The 17,005-nt window shown below is 55.5% G+C and carries 14 protein-coding genes and 1 riboswitch; of the genes, 5 read left to right on the forward strand and 9 right to left on the reverse strand.

The window, feature by feature from the left end:
- Positions 1-13: 13 nt before the first annotated feature.
- Together Q371_RS03525 and Q371_RS25235 are read right to left on the reverse strand one after the other, a co-directional pair.
- Positions 14-967 (reverse strand): magnesium transporter CorA family protein, encoded by a 954-nt coding sequence (locus Q371_RS03525; protein WP_034336198.1) that lies wholly within the window; start codon positions 965-967, stop codon positions 14-16.
- Between the two features lie 358 nt (positions 968-1,325).
- Complete coding sequence (locus Q371_RS25235; RefSeq protein ID WP_051963154.1) at positions 1,326-2,603, reverse strand: sensor histidine kinase; 1,278 nt, start codon at positions 2,601-2,603, stop codon at positions 1,326-1,328.
- Between the two features lie 500 nt (positions 2,604-3,103).
- On the opposite strand from Q371_RS25235, the gene Q371_RS03540 reads away from it, so the two are divergent.
- Positions 3,104-4,789, forward strand: a complete 1,686-nt coding sequence (locus tag Q371_RS03540; RefSeq protein ID WP_034336204.1) for a bifunctional metallophosphatase/5'-nucleotidase — start codon at positions 3,104-3,106, stop codon at positions 4,787-4,789.
- Positions 4,790-4,837: 48 nt separating this feature from the next.
- On the opposite strand, the gene Q371_RS03545 is transcribed toward Q371_RS03540, so the two are convergent.
- Positions 4,838-5,158 carry a hypothetical protein gene (locus tag Q371_RS03545; RefSeq protein ID WP_034336206.1) on the reverse strand — a complete coding sequence of 107 codons (321 nt, stop codon included), beginning with the start codon at positions 5,156-5,158 and terminating at the stop codon, positions 4,838-4,840.
- Between the two features lie 487 nt (positions 5,159-5,645).
- Between Q371_RS03545 and Q371_RS03550 the strand changes: the two genes are divergently transcribed.
- The 3 genes from Q371_RS03550 to Q371_RS03560 all read left to right on the forward strand — a co-directional run bounded on the left by Q371_RS03550 (position 5,646) and on the right by Q371_RS03560 (position 7,875).
- Positions 5,646-6,884, forward strand: coding sequence for an esterase-like activity of phytase family protein (locus tag Q371_RS03550; protein ID WP_034336208.1), 1,239 nt, complete (start codon positions 5,646-5,648; stop codon positions 6,882-6,884).
- 86 nt (positions 6,885-6,970) lie between these two features.
- Entirely contained in the window at positions 6,971-7,399 is a 429-nt protein-coding gene (locus Q371_RS03555; RefSeq protein WP_034336210.1) for a universal stress protein, read from the forward strand.
- Positions 7,396-7,875: a heme-binding domain-containing protein gene (locus Q371_RS03560; RefSeq protein WP_051963155.1), complete on the forward strand. Its 480-nt coding sequence runs from the start codon at positions 7,396-7,398 to the stop codon at positions 7,873-7,875. Before Q371_RS03555 ends, Q371_RS03560 begins: the two co-directional genes overlap by 4 nt.
- A gap of 4 nt (positions 7,876-7,879) precedes the next feature.
- On the opposite strand, the gene Q371_RS03565 is transcribed toward Q371_RS03560, so the two are convergent.
- The 4 genes from Q371_RS03565 to Q371_RS03580 all read right to left on the reverse strand — a co-directional run bounded on the left by Q371_RS03565 (position 7,880) and on the right by Q371_RS03580 (position 12,730).
- Positions 7,880-8,278: a hypothetical protein gene (locus tag Q371_RS03565; protein WP_034336211.1), complete on the reverse strand. Its 399-nt coding sequence runs from the start codon at positions 8,276-8,278 to the stop codon at positions 7,880-7,882.
- Between the two features lie 293 nt (positions 8,279-8,571).
- Positions 8,572-10,458, reverse strand: coding sequence for a carbohydrate-binding protein (locus tag Q371_RS03570; protein ID WP_051963156.1), 1,887 nt, complete (start codon positions 10,456-10,458; stop codon positions 8,572-8,574).
- 327 nt (positions 10,459-10,785) lie between these two features.
- A complete protein-coding gene (locus Q371_RS03575) occupies positions 10,786-11,895 on the reverse strand; it encodes a LacI family DNA-binding transcriptional regulator (protein ID WP_084571213.1) in 1,110 nt (369 codons plus the stop codon).
- Between the two features lie 178 nt (positions 11,896-12,073).
- Positions 12,074-12,730: a response regulator transcription factor gene (locus Q371_RS03580; protein WP_051963157.1), complete on the reverse strand. Its 657-nt coding sequence runs from the start codon at positions 12,728-12,730 to the stop codon at positions 12,074-12,076.
- Positions 12,731-12,916: 186 nt separating this feature from the next.
- A riboswitch (adenosylcobalamin-variant (AdoCbl-variant) riboswitch) is annotated at positions 12,917-13,003 on the forward strand.
- Positions 13,004-13,073: 70 nt separating this feature from the next.
- On the opposite strand from Q371_RS03580, the gene Q371_RS03590 reads away from it, so the two are divergent.
- A complete protein-coding gene (locus tag Q371_RS03590; RefSeq protein ID WP_051963218.1) occupies positions 13,074-14,426 on the forward strand; it encodes a cobyrinic acid a,c-diamide synthase CobB in 1,353 nt (450 codons plus the stop codon).
- Here the strand turns inward: Q371_RS03590 and Q371_RS25240 are convergent.
- Both Q371_RS25240 and Q371_RS03600 read right to left on the reverse strand, forming a co-directional pair.
- Positions 14,423-15,694 (reverse strand): sensor domain-containing diguanylate cyclase, encoded by a 1,272-nt coding sequence (locus tag Q371_RS25240; RefSeq protein WP_051963158.1) that lies wholly within the window; start codon positions 15,692-15,694, stop codon positions 14,423-14,425. The genes Q371_RS03590 and Q371_RS25240 overlap by 4 nt on opposite strands.
- A 125-nt stretch (positions 15,695-15,819) precedes the next feature.
- The gene (locus Q371_RS03600) at positions 15,820-16,866 is read right to left on the reverse strand and encodes an SDR family oxidoreductase (protein ID WP_034336215.1); all 1,047 of its coding nucleotides are present in this window, start codon (positions 16,864-16,866) and stop codon (positions 15,820-15,822) included.
- Positions 16,867-17,005: the final 139 nt, after the last annotated feature.

Raw genomic sequence — 17,005 nt, forward strand, 5'->3', positions numbered from 1 at the left:
TGGTGCCAAGCCATCACCACCAGCGTTTGCGTTTGAAGAACACCGCCAGACCGATGCCAACCACCAGAAACGACCCCCAGGCAAACAGGTAACCGTAACGCCATTTGAACTCGGGCTCGAATTCAAAATTCATGCCCCACACGCCCGCCAGAAAAGTCAGGGGCAAGAAGATGGTGGAAACGGTGGTGAGGGTTTTCATCACCTCGTTCATGCGGTTGGATTGCAGGGTCAGGTTCACATCCAGAATGCTGGACAGCACTTCGCGTGAAGAATCCAGAGACTCAGAAGCCCGGCCCAGCACATCCACAATGTCCCGCAGGTACAGGGTCAATTCCTCGGTTTCTTTGCTTCCACTTTCCCGGCCCATCAACGCCGAATGGCGCGCGAAACCCGCGACGCTTTCCCGGGCACTGCCCACCAACCTGCGCCCGGTCATGATCTGGTGTTTGCGGGCAAAGACCTGCTGGATCAATCGGCTGTGACCATTCACCCGGAACATCAACTCCTCCAGACGGTCAATTTCTTCATGCAGTCGGTCCGTGAAATGCATGAATTGGGTGGCCCCTCTGGACAGCAACTGGTAAATCACCCGCTCTTCAATGCCGTGGGTGACCGGTTCAAAGTTGTTCCAGACTTCATTCAGGTACTGCACCTCCCTGAGCCTGAGGGTGATCAGGGTGTCGGTCTCGGGGTACCAGAACAAACTGACCCTTTCACTGTCTTCAGAAGGTTTCGGGTCGGGTTTGAGGGTGCGGTACACCAGAAAAGCATGGTCAGGATACTGCTCAAAACGGCTCCAGTGGCCTTCGGTCAGGGCGTCTTCCAGAGCCATCGGATTCATGTGAAAGCGGGCTTGCAAGGCTTCCAATTCCTCTGGCGTGGGGGAGAGCACATCAATCCACACGCTGCTGGCGTGTTCTTGCCAGTCGGGGTGCTGCTTGCTGGTCATGCTGATGGCGCGAATCATCTTCAGAGAGTATAGGTCCTCGGTGCCATTTCAGGCAGTGCCTGAATGGGCAGGCCACAAAAAACCAGCCTGTTCAGGCTGGCAATGCAGGGCTTTGTCGTGTTTTGAGGCAGTGTTTTGAGAATGCAGACGGTTCAAAAGACAGAAACTTGAGGTGATCGATCAGAAATGCAAGGTTTCGCGGCTGTCCTGCTCTGGTTCAGCAGGAGACCGGGACAGAAACAGCCCCAGAGCAGCCACAATCAAAAATCCAAACAGCACCAGCATGCCCAGCATGAAGTCCTCCTGATTTCAGTTTACGGATGCTGTGTCAAAAAAGATCCGCCACCATCACACCAGAGGGATTAGGCAAACTGGCTTATTCTTCTGGAAGGGCAAAAGTGAAGGTGGCCCCTGCATTCAGTTGGCCTGTGGCCGTGATGTGCCCACCATGTCGGTGGAGAATGCGTTGCACGCTGGCCAGTCCCACGCCGTTTCCTTCGAAAGCTTCTGTGGAGTGGAGCCTCTGAAACACCCCGAACAGCCTTGACGCGTTCTGCATGTCAAAACCTGCACCGTTGTCCGAGACAAAAAACACTGTGCTGCCCTGCTCTTGGCGTTTTCCAAAGTGAATCTGGGCATGGGGTGTCTTCGAGGTGAATTTCCACGCATTCCCGAGCAGGTTCTGCACCACCATACGCAAGAGGGCAGGGTCTCCCAGAGCGATCAGGTCTTCTTCGATGGTGACCTCCACTTTGCGTTCGGGCTGAATGCTTTGCAGGTCTTCCAGCACTTCCTGCGCAATCCGGGTCAGGTTGACCTGCTGGTGACGGATTTCCACCCGACTGATCCTTGACAGGTGCAGGATGTCATCGATCAGGTCGGCCATGCGTTCGCTGTTTTTCTTGATGCGGGACAGGTACCCTCTGCCGGTGTCGTCCAGAGCATCCTGATGGTCTTCCAGCAAAGCCTGACTGAAACCGTTGATGCTGCGCAAAGGGGTGCGCAAATCGTGCGAAATGCTGAATGCGAAGGCTTCCAGCTCTTTGTTGGTGAATTCCAGTTGCTGGGTTTTCTCCAGCAGGTCCTGATTCAGCGCCCTGGCCCTCTGGTCCAGAGAGCGGTTGAGTTCTTGCAACGCTTCCTGTTGTTGTTGCAGTTGCAGGTTGGCCTCTTGCAGTTGTTCCTGTTGCTGTTTGAGTTGACGGTCTGCCTGAATCAGGCGGTTGACCCTCGGGAGCAGGGGAAGCAGGGCCACGGCGGTGGCCACGCTGACAATGGCGGTGAAGGCCCGCACGTAAGCATCCAGCCAGTACATCGGCTGAAAACGGATGAAAGCGTGCATCAGGTGGGTGAAACCGCAGGCCACAATGAACAGTCCGAACGACAACACCACCCAGTCGAAAGGCAAAAGCTGGCGGTTCTTGTACACCAGCACGCCAAGCACCGAAGCGATCACGGTGTAGGCCACCCCGATCAGCACATCACTTCCCACATGCAGCAGGGTCAAGGAGATCGGCCAGTGGCTGTGGTCATCGTGTGCAAAAAGGGCGGTGTCAAAAAGATTGGGCAGCACTCCGGGCCACAAAAATGGCAGCAGCAGACCGATGACAAGCATCAACAGGGTGCGGTGAACGGTGGTGGTTCTGATTTGCACGGATCCTCCAGAAACAACCCTGGGGTGTCAGGGGTACAGCCAAACAGGTCTCGGGGCTTCTGGACCTGATCCATGTTACCGCAAGCCACCCATCAAATGTGGATGGATCAGGCAGGGTGACAGGGTCAGCGCAATGTCTGAATTTTGGCCCGTCCACTGCAAGAGTGGTCAGCGTTCAGCGAAAATCTCATCCAGAGCCTTTTGCTTTCGAAAACAGCCAGGACCAAAGACGAAAAACAAGAGCCAACTCAGATTTTAAGTTCAAAAGGCAGCAAGAAAACGCTCCTGCTGGCTGACTGCTCTTTGTGTTGGCCTTGCCCGACAGCGACTTTGCGTTTCTCCTGCGGGCTTGCAGGAAGAAGGACCACAGTCAGGACCTCTTGTGGTAAGATGCGGGTCCTGAAAATCAAATGTGTATACAAGATACAGAATGTGCCTGCTGCAAACTTTCCCATGACACCAGCCTTCTATCTTGATGCCGACTTTGAAGGAGAACCGACATGAATGGAACCAGAGCTGCCCTCCTCACCCTCTCCCTGCTGGCCATGACCGCACAGGCCCAATCCGAAACCGTGACGGTCAGTGTGGTGGGATTCAACGACTTCCACGGCAACCTGATGCCCACCAGTTTCCGCATTCCCGACCCCAACGACCGCACCAAAACCCTTTCGGTGCAGGCCGGTGGCATCGAAACCATCTCCTCGATCATCAAAGACCTGCGCCGCAAAAACCCCAACACCGTGGTGGTGGGCGGAGGGGACCTGATTGGTGCAAGCCCTCTGGTGTCCTCGTTGCTGAACGACGAACCCACCATTGCCGCCATGAACGAACTGCGTGTGTACACCAGTGTGGTCGGAAACCACGAGTTTGACAAGGGCCTCAAAGAACTGCAACGCATGCAAAACGGAGGCTGCGACAGCATCAACCCCAAACAGGCCTGCAAATACAGCAACGTCTTCAAAGGGGCCAACTTCAAGTACATCGCTGCCAACGTGCTGGACAGCAAAACCGGCAAGCCCATCTTCCCGGCCTACAAAATCCGCACCATCGGAGGGGTGAAAGTGGCTTTCGTGGGTGCTGTGCTGCGCGAAACCCCCACCATTGTGGTTCCCTCTGGCGTGGCGGGCCTCACCTTTGCCGATGAAGTGGAATCCATCAACAAAGCCATCCCCGAGATCCGCAAACAGGGCGCAGAAGCCATTGTGGCTCTGGTGCACCAGGGGGGAACCAGTGCCGATCCTTTCGATGTGATCGACTGCAAAACCCTGCAAGGTCCCATCGTGGACATCGCCAAAAAACTGGATCCTGCTGTGGATGTGATCATGACCGGCCACACCCACCGGGGCTACCAGTGCCGCATTGATGGCCGACTGGTCACGCAGGGCGACGCTTACGGGCACCTGCTCACCCAGATTGACCTGACCATCGACAAGACCACCCGAGATGTGGTCACTGCCACCTCCAAGAACCTTGTGGTGGACCCCCGTACGGTCAAACCCGATCCTCGCATGACCGCCATCATCAAGCAGGCCAAGACCCTCACCGACCAGATTGCTGCCCAGCCCATCGCCAATCTGGCCGTCGAGCAAATCACCCAGGACCAGACCCCTGCCGGAGAATCCTACCTCGGGGACCTGATTGCGGACGCCCAACTGTACGCCACCCGCAGCCCCGAGAAAGGTGGTGCAGTGGTGGCTTTCATGAACCCCGGAGGCATCCGTGCCAACCTGCCGGCCAACGTGCCCAACCCCAGCAAAGTGGTGACTTTCGGGGATGCCTTCACCGTTCAGCCTTTCGGCAACTCTTTGGTGGTGCTGACCCTGACCGGTGCACAGATCAAAACCCTGCTGGAGCAACAGTGGCTCAATCAGGACCGTCCCCGCATTTTGCAGGTCTCTGAAGGCTTCAGTTACACCTACGACAACAGCAAACCCGCTGGTGAAAAAGTCCTTGCAGACACCATCAAAATCAACGGCGTGACTGTGGACCCCAACCAGAAATACCGGGTCACCGTCAACAGCTTCCTTGCCGATGGCGGAGACAAGTTCTTCGTGCTTCAGCAAGGCACCGACCGCCTGGGTGGAGAAGTGGACCTCGAAGCCCTGCAAAATTACCTGTTCAGCATGCAAAGTGCAGGCAAAGCCGTGGGCCTCACCCCACGCAACCGCATCACCCGCCTGAACTGAACCCCACCTTCCAGAGCAGGAGAGCACACAGCTCTCCTGTTTTGTTGTTCAGATCAACAGGTACGCTTCCCTGACCAGAGAGGCCGCTTCTTCAAGGCGGGCTTTGCGTTTCTGTATTTTCTCTGGAAGGTGGTGCAGGCAGCACAGCACCTCGTCAATTTCTTCGATGCACCAGACGGCATTCAACTGAAAATCCTGATGGACTGCGGTTTTGAAGGGCATTTCCAGAGCCACATCGGCTTCATGGCACAGCCAGCAGAAGGCGTCCAGCAAACCGTGCCTGACCTCCCCATGGTTTTCGATCTCTGGATGGTGCAATTGCTCTTGGGCGTGTTTCAGGCTCAGACGGACCTTGCTCAAACCAGACATGACGGCAGGATAACCCGCCAGTGGACCCCTTTACCAAGGGCATCCATCCCCCTTCCAGGGTCAGCGCAAAGTCGCTGTCAGGCCATACCAGCACCAAGAGCGATCAGCCGTCAGCAGTCAGCTGTCAGCTGTCAGCAATAAGGAAAGTTTTCTGGCTGCCTTTTGAACGGAAACTCTGGGTGGCTTTCAGCTTGTGTCTTTTTGTTTCTGTTTGCCAAAGCCTTAAAGCATTTGACAGAGAAATAAGAGGTTGAGGCTTGAGATCGTGTTGTGTGAAATAGAAGGATTCTTTTGAATCCTTCTATTTCACTGTTAAACGCAGTAAGGTGAGCTTTTTGCTGAAAGCTGAGGGCTGACCGCTGAACGCTTTTTCAAGTGACACGCCAAAAGTCAGACTTTGCGTTTACCCTATCCCACTTCACAAAAGCCTGATCGAACACTGAAATCCCACTGACAGCCACCCAGCAGACTGACTGCTGGAGGAAACATGCGTAGATTTTGCCTTTCTTTGATGCTGATGTTTGGACTGGCCCAGGCCACCACCCTTTCCGGTCATGCGGTGCTGTCTGCCGACACTTTTGCAGCAGGTCCGGCCAGCGGTGCATTCAACGGTCAGGGGGTGCGCGGTGCGCCCCGTTTCCCGAGCCAGCCTGTGCAGGGTTTCAGTGCCGTGCAATTCTCGGGCACCTGCGGAACCTATCTGGTGATGCCCGACAATGGCTTTGGCAACAAGCCGAACAGCGCCGATTACCTGCTGCGCATGTACCAGATCACCCCCACGTTCAAAACCACCCCCGAGGGCTCGGGCAGCGTCAAAGTGGGTGAATTCCTGCAACTGCGTGACCCGGACCGCAAAGTGCCTTTTCTGCTGGTCAACGAAAGCACCCCCGAGCGTTTCCTGACTGGAGGGGATTTTGACATCGAATCTTTCGTGCAAGATGCCAGTGGAGACCTCTGGGTGGGCGATGAGTTCGGTCCTTTCATCCTGCACTTTGACAGCACCGGAAAACTGCTGGAGGCCCCCATCAAAATCCCCACTTTTGCAGAGGGAAGCGATCCCACCAGAGACTTTGTGATGAGCCCCCAGAACCCTGCGGTGCTGGCTGCAAGTCCTGCTCCGGGCAAGGCTTCTCTGGCGAATTTGCCCTCCTCAGGGGGCTTTGAAGGCATGGCCATCAATGCCTCCAGAGACAAACTGTACGCCCTCCTCGAAAAAACCGTGGAAGGCGACAACGAATACGATCTGCGCATTTACGAGTATGACCTGAAAGCCAGAACCTTCTCTGGCAAGTACTTCAGCTATCCCAAAGAGGACCCCTCTTACGCCATTGGAGACCTGACCGTCATCAACGACCATGAATTTCTGGTGATCGAACGGGACCAGAAACAGGGTGCAGATGCTGCATTCAAACAGATTTTCAGGATTGACCTGCGGGATCTGGACAGCGAAGGCAAACTGAACAAACATGAAGTGGTGGACCTGATGAACATTCAGGACCCCAAAAACCTTGCTGGATACGGTGAAACCTTCACCTTCCCTTACGTCACCATCGAAGACGTGCTGGTGATCGATCCCACCACCCTTCTGGTCATGAACGACAACAATTACGACGCCAGAGGGGGCCGGGGGCCGGACATCAAAGACCCCAACGAGTTCCTCTGGTTGACCCTCGATCAGCCCCTGAATGTGGCTGCTGGCGTGGGCAAACCTGCAAGTTGCAAATGAGCCTCGCTTTGTCTGAAGCATCCCGGAATCACAGCCGGGATGTTTTGCATTTTTTTCCCATGTGCGAACGGTAAAATGGTCTCATCATGAAACGCATTCTGGTGCCCATGGATTTCTCTGACCGCTCCGCCGATGCCCTGAATTACGCCCGTGCATTGCTCCCAGAGCCACAAATCATGCTGGTGCACATTTTGGACGCCCATGACCTTTACAGACCCACTTTCAATTTGCCAGATGTTCCAGACGAGGACAACACACCCACAGAATTTGATGACCATGCGCTGGCACAACTCAAAGAGATCGCTCAGGATGGTGAACAGGTGCGCCTGTTGGAAGGACCGCCTGCCAAAGCCATTGTGCAAGCCGCCCGAGATTTTGATGCTGACCTGATTTGCATGGCCACCCACGGACGCTCGGGCCTCATGCACCTGCTGCTGGGCAGCGTCACCGAAGAAGTGATGCGCGAGTCCAACGTGCCTGTGCTGGTGGTCCCTGCCAAAAGGGAGAAACCATGACAGCCCCTGCCCGCAAAGCCCCGTTCTGGCAGAAGGCTCTGGGTGCTCTGGGCGTTTTGTTTGTCCTGATCCAACTGGTTCCGTATGGTCGGGCGCACACCAATCCACCTGTGGAAGCCACCGTCAAGTGGGACAGCCCCACCACCGAAGCCCTGTTCAAGAGGGCCTGTCAGGATTGCCACAGCCACAACACCGTCTGGCCGTGGTACTCCAATGTGGCCCCAGTGTCCTGGTTGGTGCAAAACCATGTGGATGAAGGACGCAGCAAATTCAACACCAGCATCAAAGGTTTTGGCCGTGAAGCATACGAGGCTGCCGAAACGGTTCAAAAAGGCAAAATGCCCGAGAAAACCTATTTGCCCACCCACCCGGAAGCCCGCCTGACCGATGCAGAAAAACAACAGTTGATTGCGGGGCTGCTGGCCACGTTTGGAAACACCCCTCCGAACGATACGCAAGAGGAAGACATCCGGTGAAGCTTCAAGGTCGCAGGTGTTGGGGCAACTCTGGGGCAAAATGTCGGTCAATGCGCCACGGTTGATGGTTCAGCAGTCCTTGATGCAACTTCTCGCAGCGAAGCAGAAAAGGGGTGACCCCCTCCTGAATGGTCCAGAGTTGCATCCCCTCTGGAGCCATCACCTGCACCCGGCAGCACTCGGGTTTTCCAGGCACCTGAAATACCCCCAGAATTTTCCCGAGATGCAGGGTCTCTATGGTGTCCTGATCGGACACCACCAGCACATGGTCATCCTGAAAAGAAGTGGGAAAAAGGGGGGCAGATGGGGTCACATGGGCTCCAAAAAAAATCCCGAGTTTGGCCTGAAACGGGGCGACTCGGGCAGGGTGTGAAAGGCATTGCGTGATGCGGGATCTGACCACTGCCTCACCTGTTGCAGTATAAAACGGACCTGTCAGGGTTTGGTCTTGACCACAGGTTTGCGAAACCGATGGAGGGCCGATTGAGCTTGAACCCATAGAAAAGCCCTCCCCAAAAAGTAAAACCCAGAGCACCTCCTCGCAGAAGTTGCAAAGGAAGTGCTCTGGGTTCAGGGAAATGGGTCAGGGAAATGGGTCAGGGAAATGGTTCAGGGAAATGGGTCAGGGAAATGGTTCAGGGAAATGGTTCAGGGAAATGGGTCAGGGAAATGGGTCAGGGAAATGGTTCAGGGAAATCAGGGGGTAAATTGCATCCAGTTCAGGTTGATGCCGTCTGCTTTGCTGAACACCAGGTAGATTTTCTGAATGCCTGCTGGAATGTTGGCAGGGGCGGTGATGGTGGTCCAGTTCTGCCATCCTCCGGTGTTGACCACCTGCGCTTCTGCGACCACGGGGCCATCCAGAGATCCAGTGCGAAGTTGGATGGTGCCACCATTTCCTCCACTGGCAACGCGGAATTTCACCCCTTTGGCTCCAGAGGCTCCAAAATCGATGCGGTCAAACACCAGATGGTCTCCGGTGTCCACGTAGCCCACGTTCAGGCCACCCCCTTCGTCCTGACAGGCTTCGGTCTGGATGCCTTGCTGGGAACTGAAGGCTTCGGCTTGCACGATCTTGAAGGCATCAGGAGCGGGTGCAGGTGGGGGTGGGGTGTCCGAGCCTTTTCCGGTCCAGCGGTAGGTGGCCACTGCCCCTGCAGGGAGGGTGGTGTAGAAAGAGCTGCCGTTCTCTTTGACTTTGAAGGTCAGTGCACTGGCACTGCTGTTCAGCACAATCAGGGCTTTGCTGCCATCCGGGTTTTTGAAAGCCACACTCTGGAGGTCAGAAGCAGGAGCATTGTAGGTGTTGGAGGCAATCCTGAAAGCCCCCTGCCTGACGGCTTTTCCGTAGTGCCCGAGCACGTAGTATTCGACGTTTTTCTCCACGGCTCCGGTGTCTGAGCGGATGGTGACCACCCCACGGCAGTTGCCGCATCCACCCAGATGGGGTCCGCCTTTCTCGTCCAGTGCGAGGTTCCAGAGCAGCACGGTTTTGGCCCAGTTGCGGGTTGCGCCGATCAACAGGTTTTCCATGTTCCACTTCAGGTTGTCGCCGAAGTTGTTGGCCCAGAATCCGCCCGAGCATTCGGTGAAGTACAGGTCTTTTTCAGGAAAGCTGTCTTTGATCTGGCTCTGTGCTGCCACATTGCCGCCATAACAGTGGAAGGCAATTCCGCTCAGGGCTGCTCTGGCTTTGGGGTCGTTCAGCACTTCGATGGGGTAATTCCACTGGTCCCAGTTGTGGTCCCATCCCAGAATGCGCGTGCCCAGCCCGGATTTCTGGATGACAGGCCCGAGGTGCTCTCCCACAAATTTGGCCTGTTCGCTGGATTCCATGCGCATGCCAGGGTAATCACCGGGTTCGTGTTGGGGCTCGTTCTGCACAGTGATGGTGTCGATGCCGATGCCGTTTTGCCGGTAGGCTTGCAGGTATTTCACAAAATACTGGGCGTAGGTGTCGTAGTACTCGGGTTTGAGTTTGCCTTTGATCAGGCTTCCAGAGGTCTTCATCCAGCCGGGTGCAGACCAAGGTGAGGCCATGAATTTCAGGGAAGGATTGACTTTGATGGCCTCTTTGATGACTGGAATGATGTACTCTTGGTCGTGCTGGATGCTGAATTTTTTCAGCTCGGGGTCGGTTTCGCCTGCTGCAAGGTCATTGAAGCTGTAGTGACTCAGGGCAAAATCACTGGCCCCGATGGGAATGCGGGCATGGTCCAGCCCAGCACCGGTCTGGGCATCAAACAGGTCTTTGAGCAGTTTCTGACGGTCTGTGGGGCTCATTTTGGACATCAGGTAAGCGCTGGAGTCCGTGAAAGCTGCCCCCACCCCTTCCATCTTCTGGTAGGTGACGGTGTCATTGACGGCGATGGTCGGGAAGGTTTCGCTGCCATCTCTGGAAAACGAAAGTTGTGTTTCAGAAGACAGCAACTTGCTCTGGTCGGGGGTGGTGAGCCAGAGTTGCACTTTGCTTGCTGGAGGGGTGGGCTGGACAGGGGTTTCGGGCAGGTTTTGCTGCATGCAACTGCCCAGAGACAGGGTGAGGGTGATGGCGGTGAGCGCAAGCGGGATGGGACGTGGCATGGGGTTCTCCTGAGCAAAAAGGGGGCCTCATGGGTCTCTGGTGTGCAAATGACGGACCAGAGACCCATGTCAACATGGGGGGATCAAAATGTGCAGCAACACGTTGCACCTTGTGGGGTGCTGGACAGGGTCTGAAAGGTGACTCCACCTGAAATTACAACCTTCCAGAGGCACTGTCAAGATGAAAAAGCGGGTTTGTTGTGCGAATTAACAAAGATGCCTTCAGAAAAAAAGCGTCTGAGAGGGGATTTTTGATGTTGTTTTGAATCAAGCAAAAATGTAGGCGCCTACATTTTTATCCTCCAGCAAACCTCGGATTTCTCTGCTTCACTTCCTTGTTGAGCTTCTGCGGCGTTTGGAGACTGTGCCAACGGGTGCTTCAGCATCCAGAGGTTTCTGGACAGGCTCTGGTTTTCGAACAGACGAGGGAGCAGGCTCTGGGCTTGGTCCACAGGAAGAACGCACCTTCAAGGACAGGTTGAAGTGCTGTCTGGAAAGCACTTCACCAGAGAGCAGTTTCAAAACGGTCCTTGCCGCTGCGCGCCCCATCTGCAAGCAGGGATACGCCACAGTGGTCAACGGAGGATACACAAAAGCAGTTCCGGGCAGGTCATCGAAACCCACCACCGACACCTCCTGCGGAATCTTCAAGCCCTCCTGCTGCAAAGCCAACTGGGCACCAATGGCTGACTGGTCGTTGGAAGCAAAGACTGCAGTGAAACGCTCTTTGCGTCGCATCAGTGTGCGAATGGCCCGCATGCCGCCCTCCTCGCTGAACTGACCATCTTCGACCAGATTGCGTTGCAGAGGAAGTCCAGCTTCCTCAAGGGCCTGCATGTATCCGCTCAGGCGGTCCACAGCATCCATGTGGGTCTCTGGTCCGGTCAAACAGGCAATGTTGCGGTGACCGAGTTCAATCAGATGACGGGTGGCCATGTAACCGCCCAGCACGTTGTTCACCTGCAAGCACTGTTTTTCCAGACCCTCAATGTCACGGCCCACCAACACAATGGGGGTGCTCTGGTTGACTTTGAGCAGGGTCTCCTCTTCGATGAACCCTCCCAGCACAATCAAAGCGTCCACGCGTCTGGACAGCAAAACCTCCATGGGGGCATGGTCTGCAGTGTTGCGCCACTCCTCGGAAACAAAAATGGGATGGTAGCCAGAGTCTTCAAAACCCTGCTCAATCCCTTTGTGAATCATGCCAAAAAACGGTGAGGACACGTCCTGCGTCAGGACCCCCACATTCATGGATTGCCCTCTGGCCAGAGATTGGGCCACCAGATTTGGGCGGTAGCCCAGCTTCTCGATGGCGTCCTGCACCAGTTTGCGACGGCGGGCACTGACTTTACCGGTGCCATTGATGATCCGTGAAACGGTGGCGGTGGACACCCCGGCTTCACGGGCCACCATTTCCACAGTGACGTTTTCAGCCATGCTCGGGCACCTCGATGTGTGAAGAGCGCATGTTTGTTCCTTTCATGGGAGATGCGAATGGAATCATTTTTCCATGATTGTACCCCTTGTTTGTGGGCATGCACTGAAAAACGTCCAACCTGAGAGGTTGGACCCGGTATAAAAAAGCAGGCACGTCTAGGATTTTCAGATGGCAGGTTCAGGCGGTTTCTGGCTTGAAACGGTACCCTTGTCCCCACACCGTTTGAATCCAGCCTGCATCCTGCAGCTTCTTGCGCAAGTCGGCAATTTTGATGTCCACATTCCGCACGTCTGAACAATGGCCCTGCCAGACGGTTTCCATCAGGTGGTCTCTGGAATGCACCTGACCGGGATGTGCAGCCAGAGTGAGGAGCAATTTGAACTCCAGAGGGGTGGTTTCCACCTGTTTGCCCTGATGAAACACCGTGCGTTCAGAGAGGTCCAACTGGAAAGGACCTCTGGACAGCACATCGCTGTTCTGGTGGTGGCGCAGCAACGCACGAATGCGCAAAACCATTTCCTGCTCGTCAAAAGGCAGTGGCATGACTTCATCGATTCCGTTTTGCAGGGCAGCAATGCGCAGGTTGCGGTGCAAAGTGCTGCTGAGCCACAGAATGGGCAGGGTCAGGTGATGTTCCCGGACCCTCTGGGCGAACCCAAGGGCATCGGTGGAGGTCAGGGCAGGCCCGAGCACCACCAGCTTCACCGTTTTGAGGTGTTGCAGGGCTTTGTGGGTTTGTGGGCAATGGAGCACATCAAACCCCATCGCAGAAAGCAATTCTGTAAATGGCTGGCGAATTTCCGATCCGGCATGGACCACCAGAATCTGCTGCATGCCTCACTGTACGGATTTGCATGAGTCAATTCAGCAGGGGTTTGCCCAGCAAGAGATCAGGGAATCACCCAGTTTTGTGGGCTTTTTGACGGTTTTTACCTCAGACAGAACCTCTGTTTCGTTCAGGCTTGACAGTGCTCTCAGCATCTGGGGTGTTGGATTGCTCTGGACAGGTATGATGGCTTCGGTCAGCATTGCAGGGGAACACCGGTGAAATTCCGGGACTGACGCGCAACGGTAACCTTCACAGGAAGTCCGAATGCCTGCCTGACTTTTGCCTCGCGATTCGGGCGTGCAGGACACTGCCTGCACCAATTCAACCCAGATTGCTTTCAAGGAAAACATGACCCGAGACATTCCCCGTCTGGTGCTGGCAGCACCCCACTCCAATGCTGGAAAAACCACGGTGGCCAGTGCCGTGTGTGCAGGGTTCAAGCACATGGGTTTGCAGGTGCAACCCTTCAAGCTCGGGCCGGATTATCTGGATCCCACCCATCTGGGCCGGGCTGCAGGGGTGAATGCCCGAAATCTGGACAGTTACCTTCTGCCTCCAGAGCGCTTGCATGCCCTGTTTGAGCGCGGTTCACAGCATGCCGACATCAATGTTCTGGAGGGGGTGATGGGCCTTTTTGACGGCAAAAGCCCCCTTTCCGATGAACACTCCACAGCAGACCTGGCACGGATGCTGAAGGCTCCAGTGGTGCTCGTGCTGGACGCTTCAGGAACCGCACGCACCATTGCAGCAGTGGCTCTGGGCCTCAAAAACTTTACGGCAGATCTGGAGGTCGCTGGGGTGATCCTGAACCGGGTCGGATCGGCCAAACATGCTGAGCTGTGTGAAATGGCCTTGCAGCAGGTGGGCATCCGAAGTTTTGGATTTGTGGTGAACCGCCCCAGTCTGGCGTTGCCTTCAAGGCACCTCGGGTTGCTGGGGGCAGAACACCATGCCCTGCCAGAGCACGCCCTCCAGGAAGCTTTCAGCACCCTCGATTTGGAGGGCTTGCTGGAGGTGGCCCAAAGTGCACCTGCTTTGCCATCCAGTGCTGCAGCAACCTTACCTCTGGGCAAAGTGAAACTGGGCATTGCCATGGATGAGGCGTTTCGTTTCTATTATCAGGATGCGCTGGATGTGCTGGAGGACCTCGGGGCCACGTTGCTGCCTTTTTCTCCGCTCAGGGATGCCGGGGTTCCAGAGTGTGACGGTTTGCTGCTGGGTGGAGGATACCCAGAAGTGCATGCCCGTGAACTCAGCGAAAACCAGAGCATGCGGGAAAGCATCTGGGCATTTGCCCTTTCAGGAAAGCCTGTGATCGGAGAGTGCGGTGGTCTGATGTACCTGTCAGAGACCCTCACCACCCTTGAGGGAGAGGTCTTCGAGATGTGCAAAGTGGTGCCCCACCACACCGAAATGACCCCCCAGTTGGCTCTGGGTTACCGTGAAGTGACCTTCTTGCAGGACACCCCTCTGGGTGTGGCTGGAACGCAAGTTCGCGGGCATGAGTTTCATTTTTCACGCCTGAAGGAAAGCCCCACCCATCCGGCTTATCAGACCGATGCTGGCCCAGAGGGCTACGCCAGAGGCAACGTGCTGGCCAGTTACGTGCATTTGCATTACGCAGGGTTTCCTGTTCTGGCCCGGCATTTTATGCAAAACCTGCTGGAAGGACAAGCTCTGGATTCCCATCTGGTGCCTTAACCAAGCAGGAAGTGGTTTTTGCCACTTTGCTTCACCTGATACATCAAACGGTCTGCCCGTTGCAGCAGAGTGGTCAACTGGTCTTGCTCCTGTCCCATGGTGATGCCGATGCTGGCCCCAAAATGCACTTTGCACCCTTCATGCACAAAAGGGGACTGCAGGGTCCTGAGCAACCTCTGGGCGATTCTGGGCAGCACTTCTGGGCTGCAGGTGGGCAGGACCACAGTGAACTCGTCTCCAGCGAGGCGGAACACCTGATCCCCAGAGCGCAAGGCCCCTTGCAGCCTTCTGGCCACCTCCTGCAGCAACAGGTCCCCCACATGGTGGCCGAAGGTGTCGTTGACCTGTTTGAAATCGTCCAGATCGATGAACAACACCGAGATGTCTTGCAGGCTGCTGTGGTGTTGCAGTTTGGCTTCAAAGGCTTTGCGGTTGCCCAGTCCAGTCAGGGCATCATGGAAGGCGAGGTTTTGCAAAAGCAACTGGTTCTGGATGTGGTCGGTGATGTTTTCCAGCACCAGCAAAGACAGGTCTTCGTGCACCTCTGAACGTTGAATGTTGAAATACATGTTTTCGGTGGGATGGCAGTACACCTGTGCGTAGGGGCCAGAGTGCAGGTGCTGGTCATCAAACACTTCTCCATTTTGCAAGGGAAGTCCGGTCAGGTGCAGGGCCTCCGGATTGGTTCCCATGATGTGCCCAGAGCGGTCCAACAGCACGATGCCTGCAGGAGAACTCCGCATGATGGCCTGCAACTCCAGCAGGTTCCTCTGGTATTCCTTGCGAAGCAAGCGTTCTTCCAGAGCCACCACCACCGCTTGGCCAAACCGGGTCAACACATCCCTGTCCCATTCAGAAAACGGTCTGCTCTGGTAATCGATGCCGCAAATGGTGCCGATGTGGTGGCCTTCCCGGGTCTTCAGGGGCACCCCGAGGTAGGCCCGAATGAAGGGATCCTGTGTGACCAGAGGGTTGTCGTGGAAAAGCGGGTGCTGCTGGGCATCTTCGACCACAAAAGTCCCATCTTGCAGGATGGTGTGGGCACAAAAAGCCACCCCTCTGGGGGTTTCTTTGTGTTGAAAGTGGATGCAGCTTTTGAACCACTGCCGGTCCCGATCAATGAAACTGATCAACACGGTGGGAATGTTGAGGATCACACTGAGGTCTTCTGCAATGCGGTTGAAAGAGGCTTCATCTTCGGTGTCAAGAATCCCGTAGCTGTACAGGTTCTCCAGACGTTGTTCTTCCAGCAGGTTCATGTCCAGCATGTTGCCACTCCAGCAGGTTCTTGTTTGATGCCATCCTGTTGTGCAGCAGTGTACAGGCCAAATGTTCAGGCTTTGTGGGAACAAAAAACAGCCCCACCTTCTGGTGGGGCCAACAAAGCTGAACGTCAGGCTCTCTGGGTTTGTTGCAACCACTGCTGGTACTGGTCTTTCAGGGTTTCTTCAAATGGACGGTATTGCAGATTCAGTTCCCGGATGCTGCGCGAATGGTCGAATTTCAGAGGCCATGCCACATTGGTTTCAATGAATTTTCGTGTGAGGCCCAGCAAAGGGGCGATCAGCCAGATCACCCGTTTGGGCAGGTATCGGGTGGGCAGCAAATGGGGTTTCTGGTGGAAGGGGCGCATCAGTTGTCCCACCTCCAGCAGACTGAATTCCCGGTTGGAAACGATGTAGCGTCCAGAGGCCTCGGGTTTCAGGGCGGCTTGAACGTGTGCTGCTGCTGTGTCACGCACATCCACCATGCCCATGGTCAAGTGGGGGGCACCGAAACGCAGGGTGCCACTGGCGATCTGGGCAAAGGTGTCCAGGCTGGTGGATCCGCTGGCCGGGGTGAGGCTGGGTCCGTAAATCATCGAGGGGTTGATCACCACCATGTCCCAGCGGCTCTGGGCTTTTTGCATTTCCCATGCGGCTTTTTCTGCCAGCACCTTGGAATAAGAGTAAGGCTGGTGGTCCAGAGAACTGCTGGTGTTCCAGTGCTGCTCGGTGATGGTCTGGTTGGGAAGTCCTCTGGCGTCCTGATTGTCGCCGTACATGGCAGCCACGCTGGAAGTCAGCACCACCCTTTTGACGGATGGTGTCTGGTTGACACTGCTGAGCACGTTGCGGGTGCCTTGCACGGCTGGATCGATCAGGGCCTTCTGGGGGTCCTTGAAGCCTGAGATCACAAACGGGGAGGCGGTGTGGATCACGATGTCACAACCTTGCATGGCAGGCAGGAAAGAGCCTTCTTTCAGGAGGTCTGCTTCAAAGAATTTCAACTGTCCTTCTTGCTGGGGAAGGTTTTTGAGAGGCTGGACTTTGCGGCTGTCAGAAAGGCTGCGAACAGTGGTGTGTACGGTATGGCCCTGTTCCAGCAGTTGTTTGACAATCCAACTGGCGAGGTATCCAGAGCCTCCGGTGACCAGAAAGGTGGGTTTTGAATGGGGCATGGGGCTCCTTTAAATGACTTATGGTCATTAATATGACGGAAGTTGGGCTTGCCGTCAATGCTGTAGCCCACAATGTGCACCATCCCGCCCAAACCTGTCTGAAGGCGTTGGTGTGGTCTTGCTGCGTTGATCCGTGAAA

The sequence above is a fragment of the Deinococcus misasensis DSM 22328 genome, from assembly GCF_000745915.1.
Taxonomy (GTDB): domain Bacteria; phylum Deinococcota; class Deinococci; order Deinococcales; family Deinococcaceae; genus Deinococcus_C; species Deinococcus_C misasensis.

Bases quoted from the DNA above. Each gene is read 5' to 3' on its own strand.
- Q371_RS03540 (WP_034336204.1), top strand. From the start codon at position 3,104: ATGAATGGAACCAGAGCTGCCCTCCTCACCCTCTCCCTGCTGGCCATG.
- Q371_RS03525 (WP_034336198.1), bottom strand. From the start codon at position 967: ATGATTCGCGCCATCAGCATGACCAGCAAGCAGCACCCCGACTGGCAA.
- Q371_RS03580 (WP_051963157.1), bottom strand. From the start codon at position 12,730: ATGCAGCAGATTCTGGTGGTCCATGCCGGATCGGAAATTCGCCAGCCA.
- Q371_RS03570 (WP_051963156.1), bottom strand. From the start codon at position 10,458: ATGCCACGTCCCATCCCGCTTGCGCTCACCGCCATCACCCTCACCCTG.
- Q371_RS03550 (WP_034336208.1), top strand. From the start codon at position 5,646: ATGCGTAGATTTTGCCTTTCTTTGATGCTGATGTTTGGACTGGCCCAG.
- Q371_RS03555 (WP_034336210.1), top strand. From the start codon at position 6,971: ATGAAACGCATTCTGGTGCCCATGGATTTCTCTGACCGCTCCGCCGAT.
- Q371_RS03545 (WP_034336206.1), bottom strand. From the start codon at position 5,158: ATGTCTGGTTTGAGCAAGGTCCGTCTGAGCCTGAAACACGCCCAAGAG.
- Q371_RS03560 (WP_051963155.1), top strand. From the start codon at position 7,396: ATGACAGCCCCTGCCCGCAAAGCCCCGTTCTGGCAGAAGGCTCTGGGT.
- Q371_RS03590 (WP_051963218.1), top strand. From the start codon at position 13,074: ATGACCCGAGACATTCCCCGTCTGGTGCTGGCAGCACCCCACTCCAAT.
- Q371_RS03600 (WP_034336215.1), bottom strand. From the start codon at position 16,866: ATGCCCCATTCAAAACCCACCTTTCTGGTCACCGGAGGCTCTGGATAC.
- Q371_RS25240 (WP_051963158.1), bottom strand. From the start codon at position 15,694: ATGCTGGACATGAACCTGCTGGAAGAACAACGTCTGGAGAACCTGTAC.
- Q371_RS03575 (WP_084571213.1), bottom strand. From the start codon at position 11,895: ATGGCTGAAAACGTCACTGTGGAAATGGTGGCCCGTGAAGCCGGGGTG.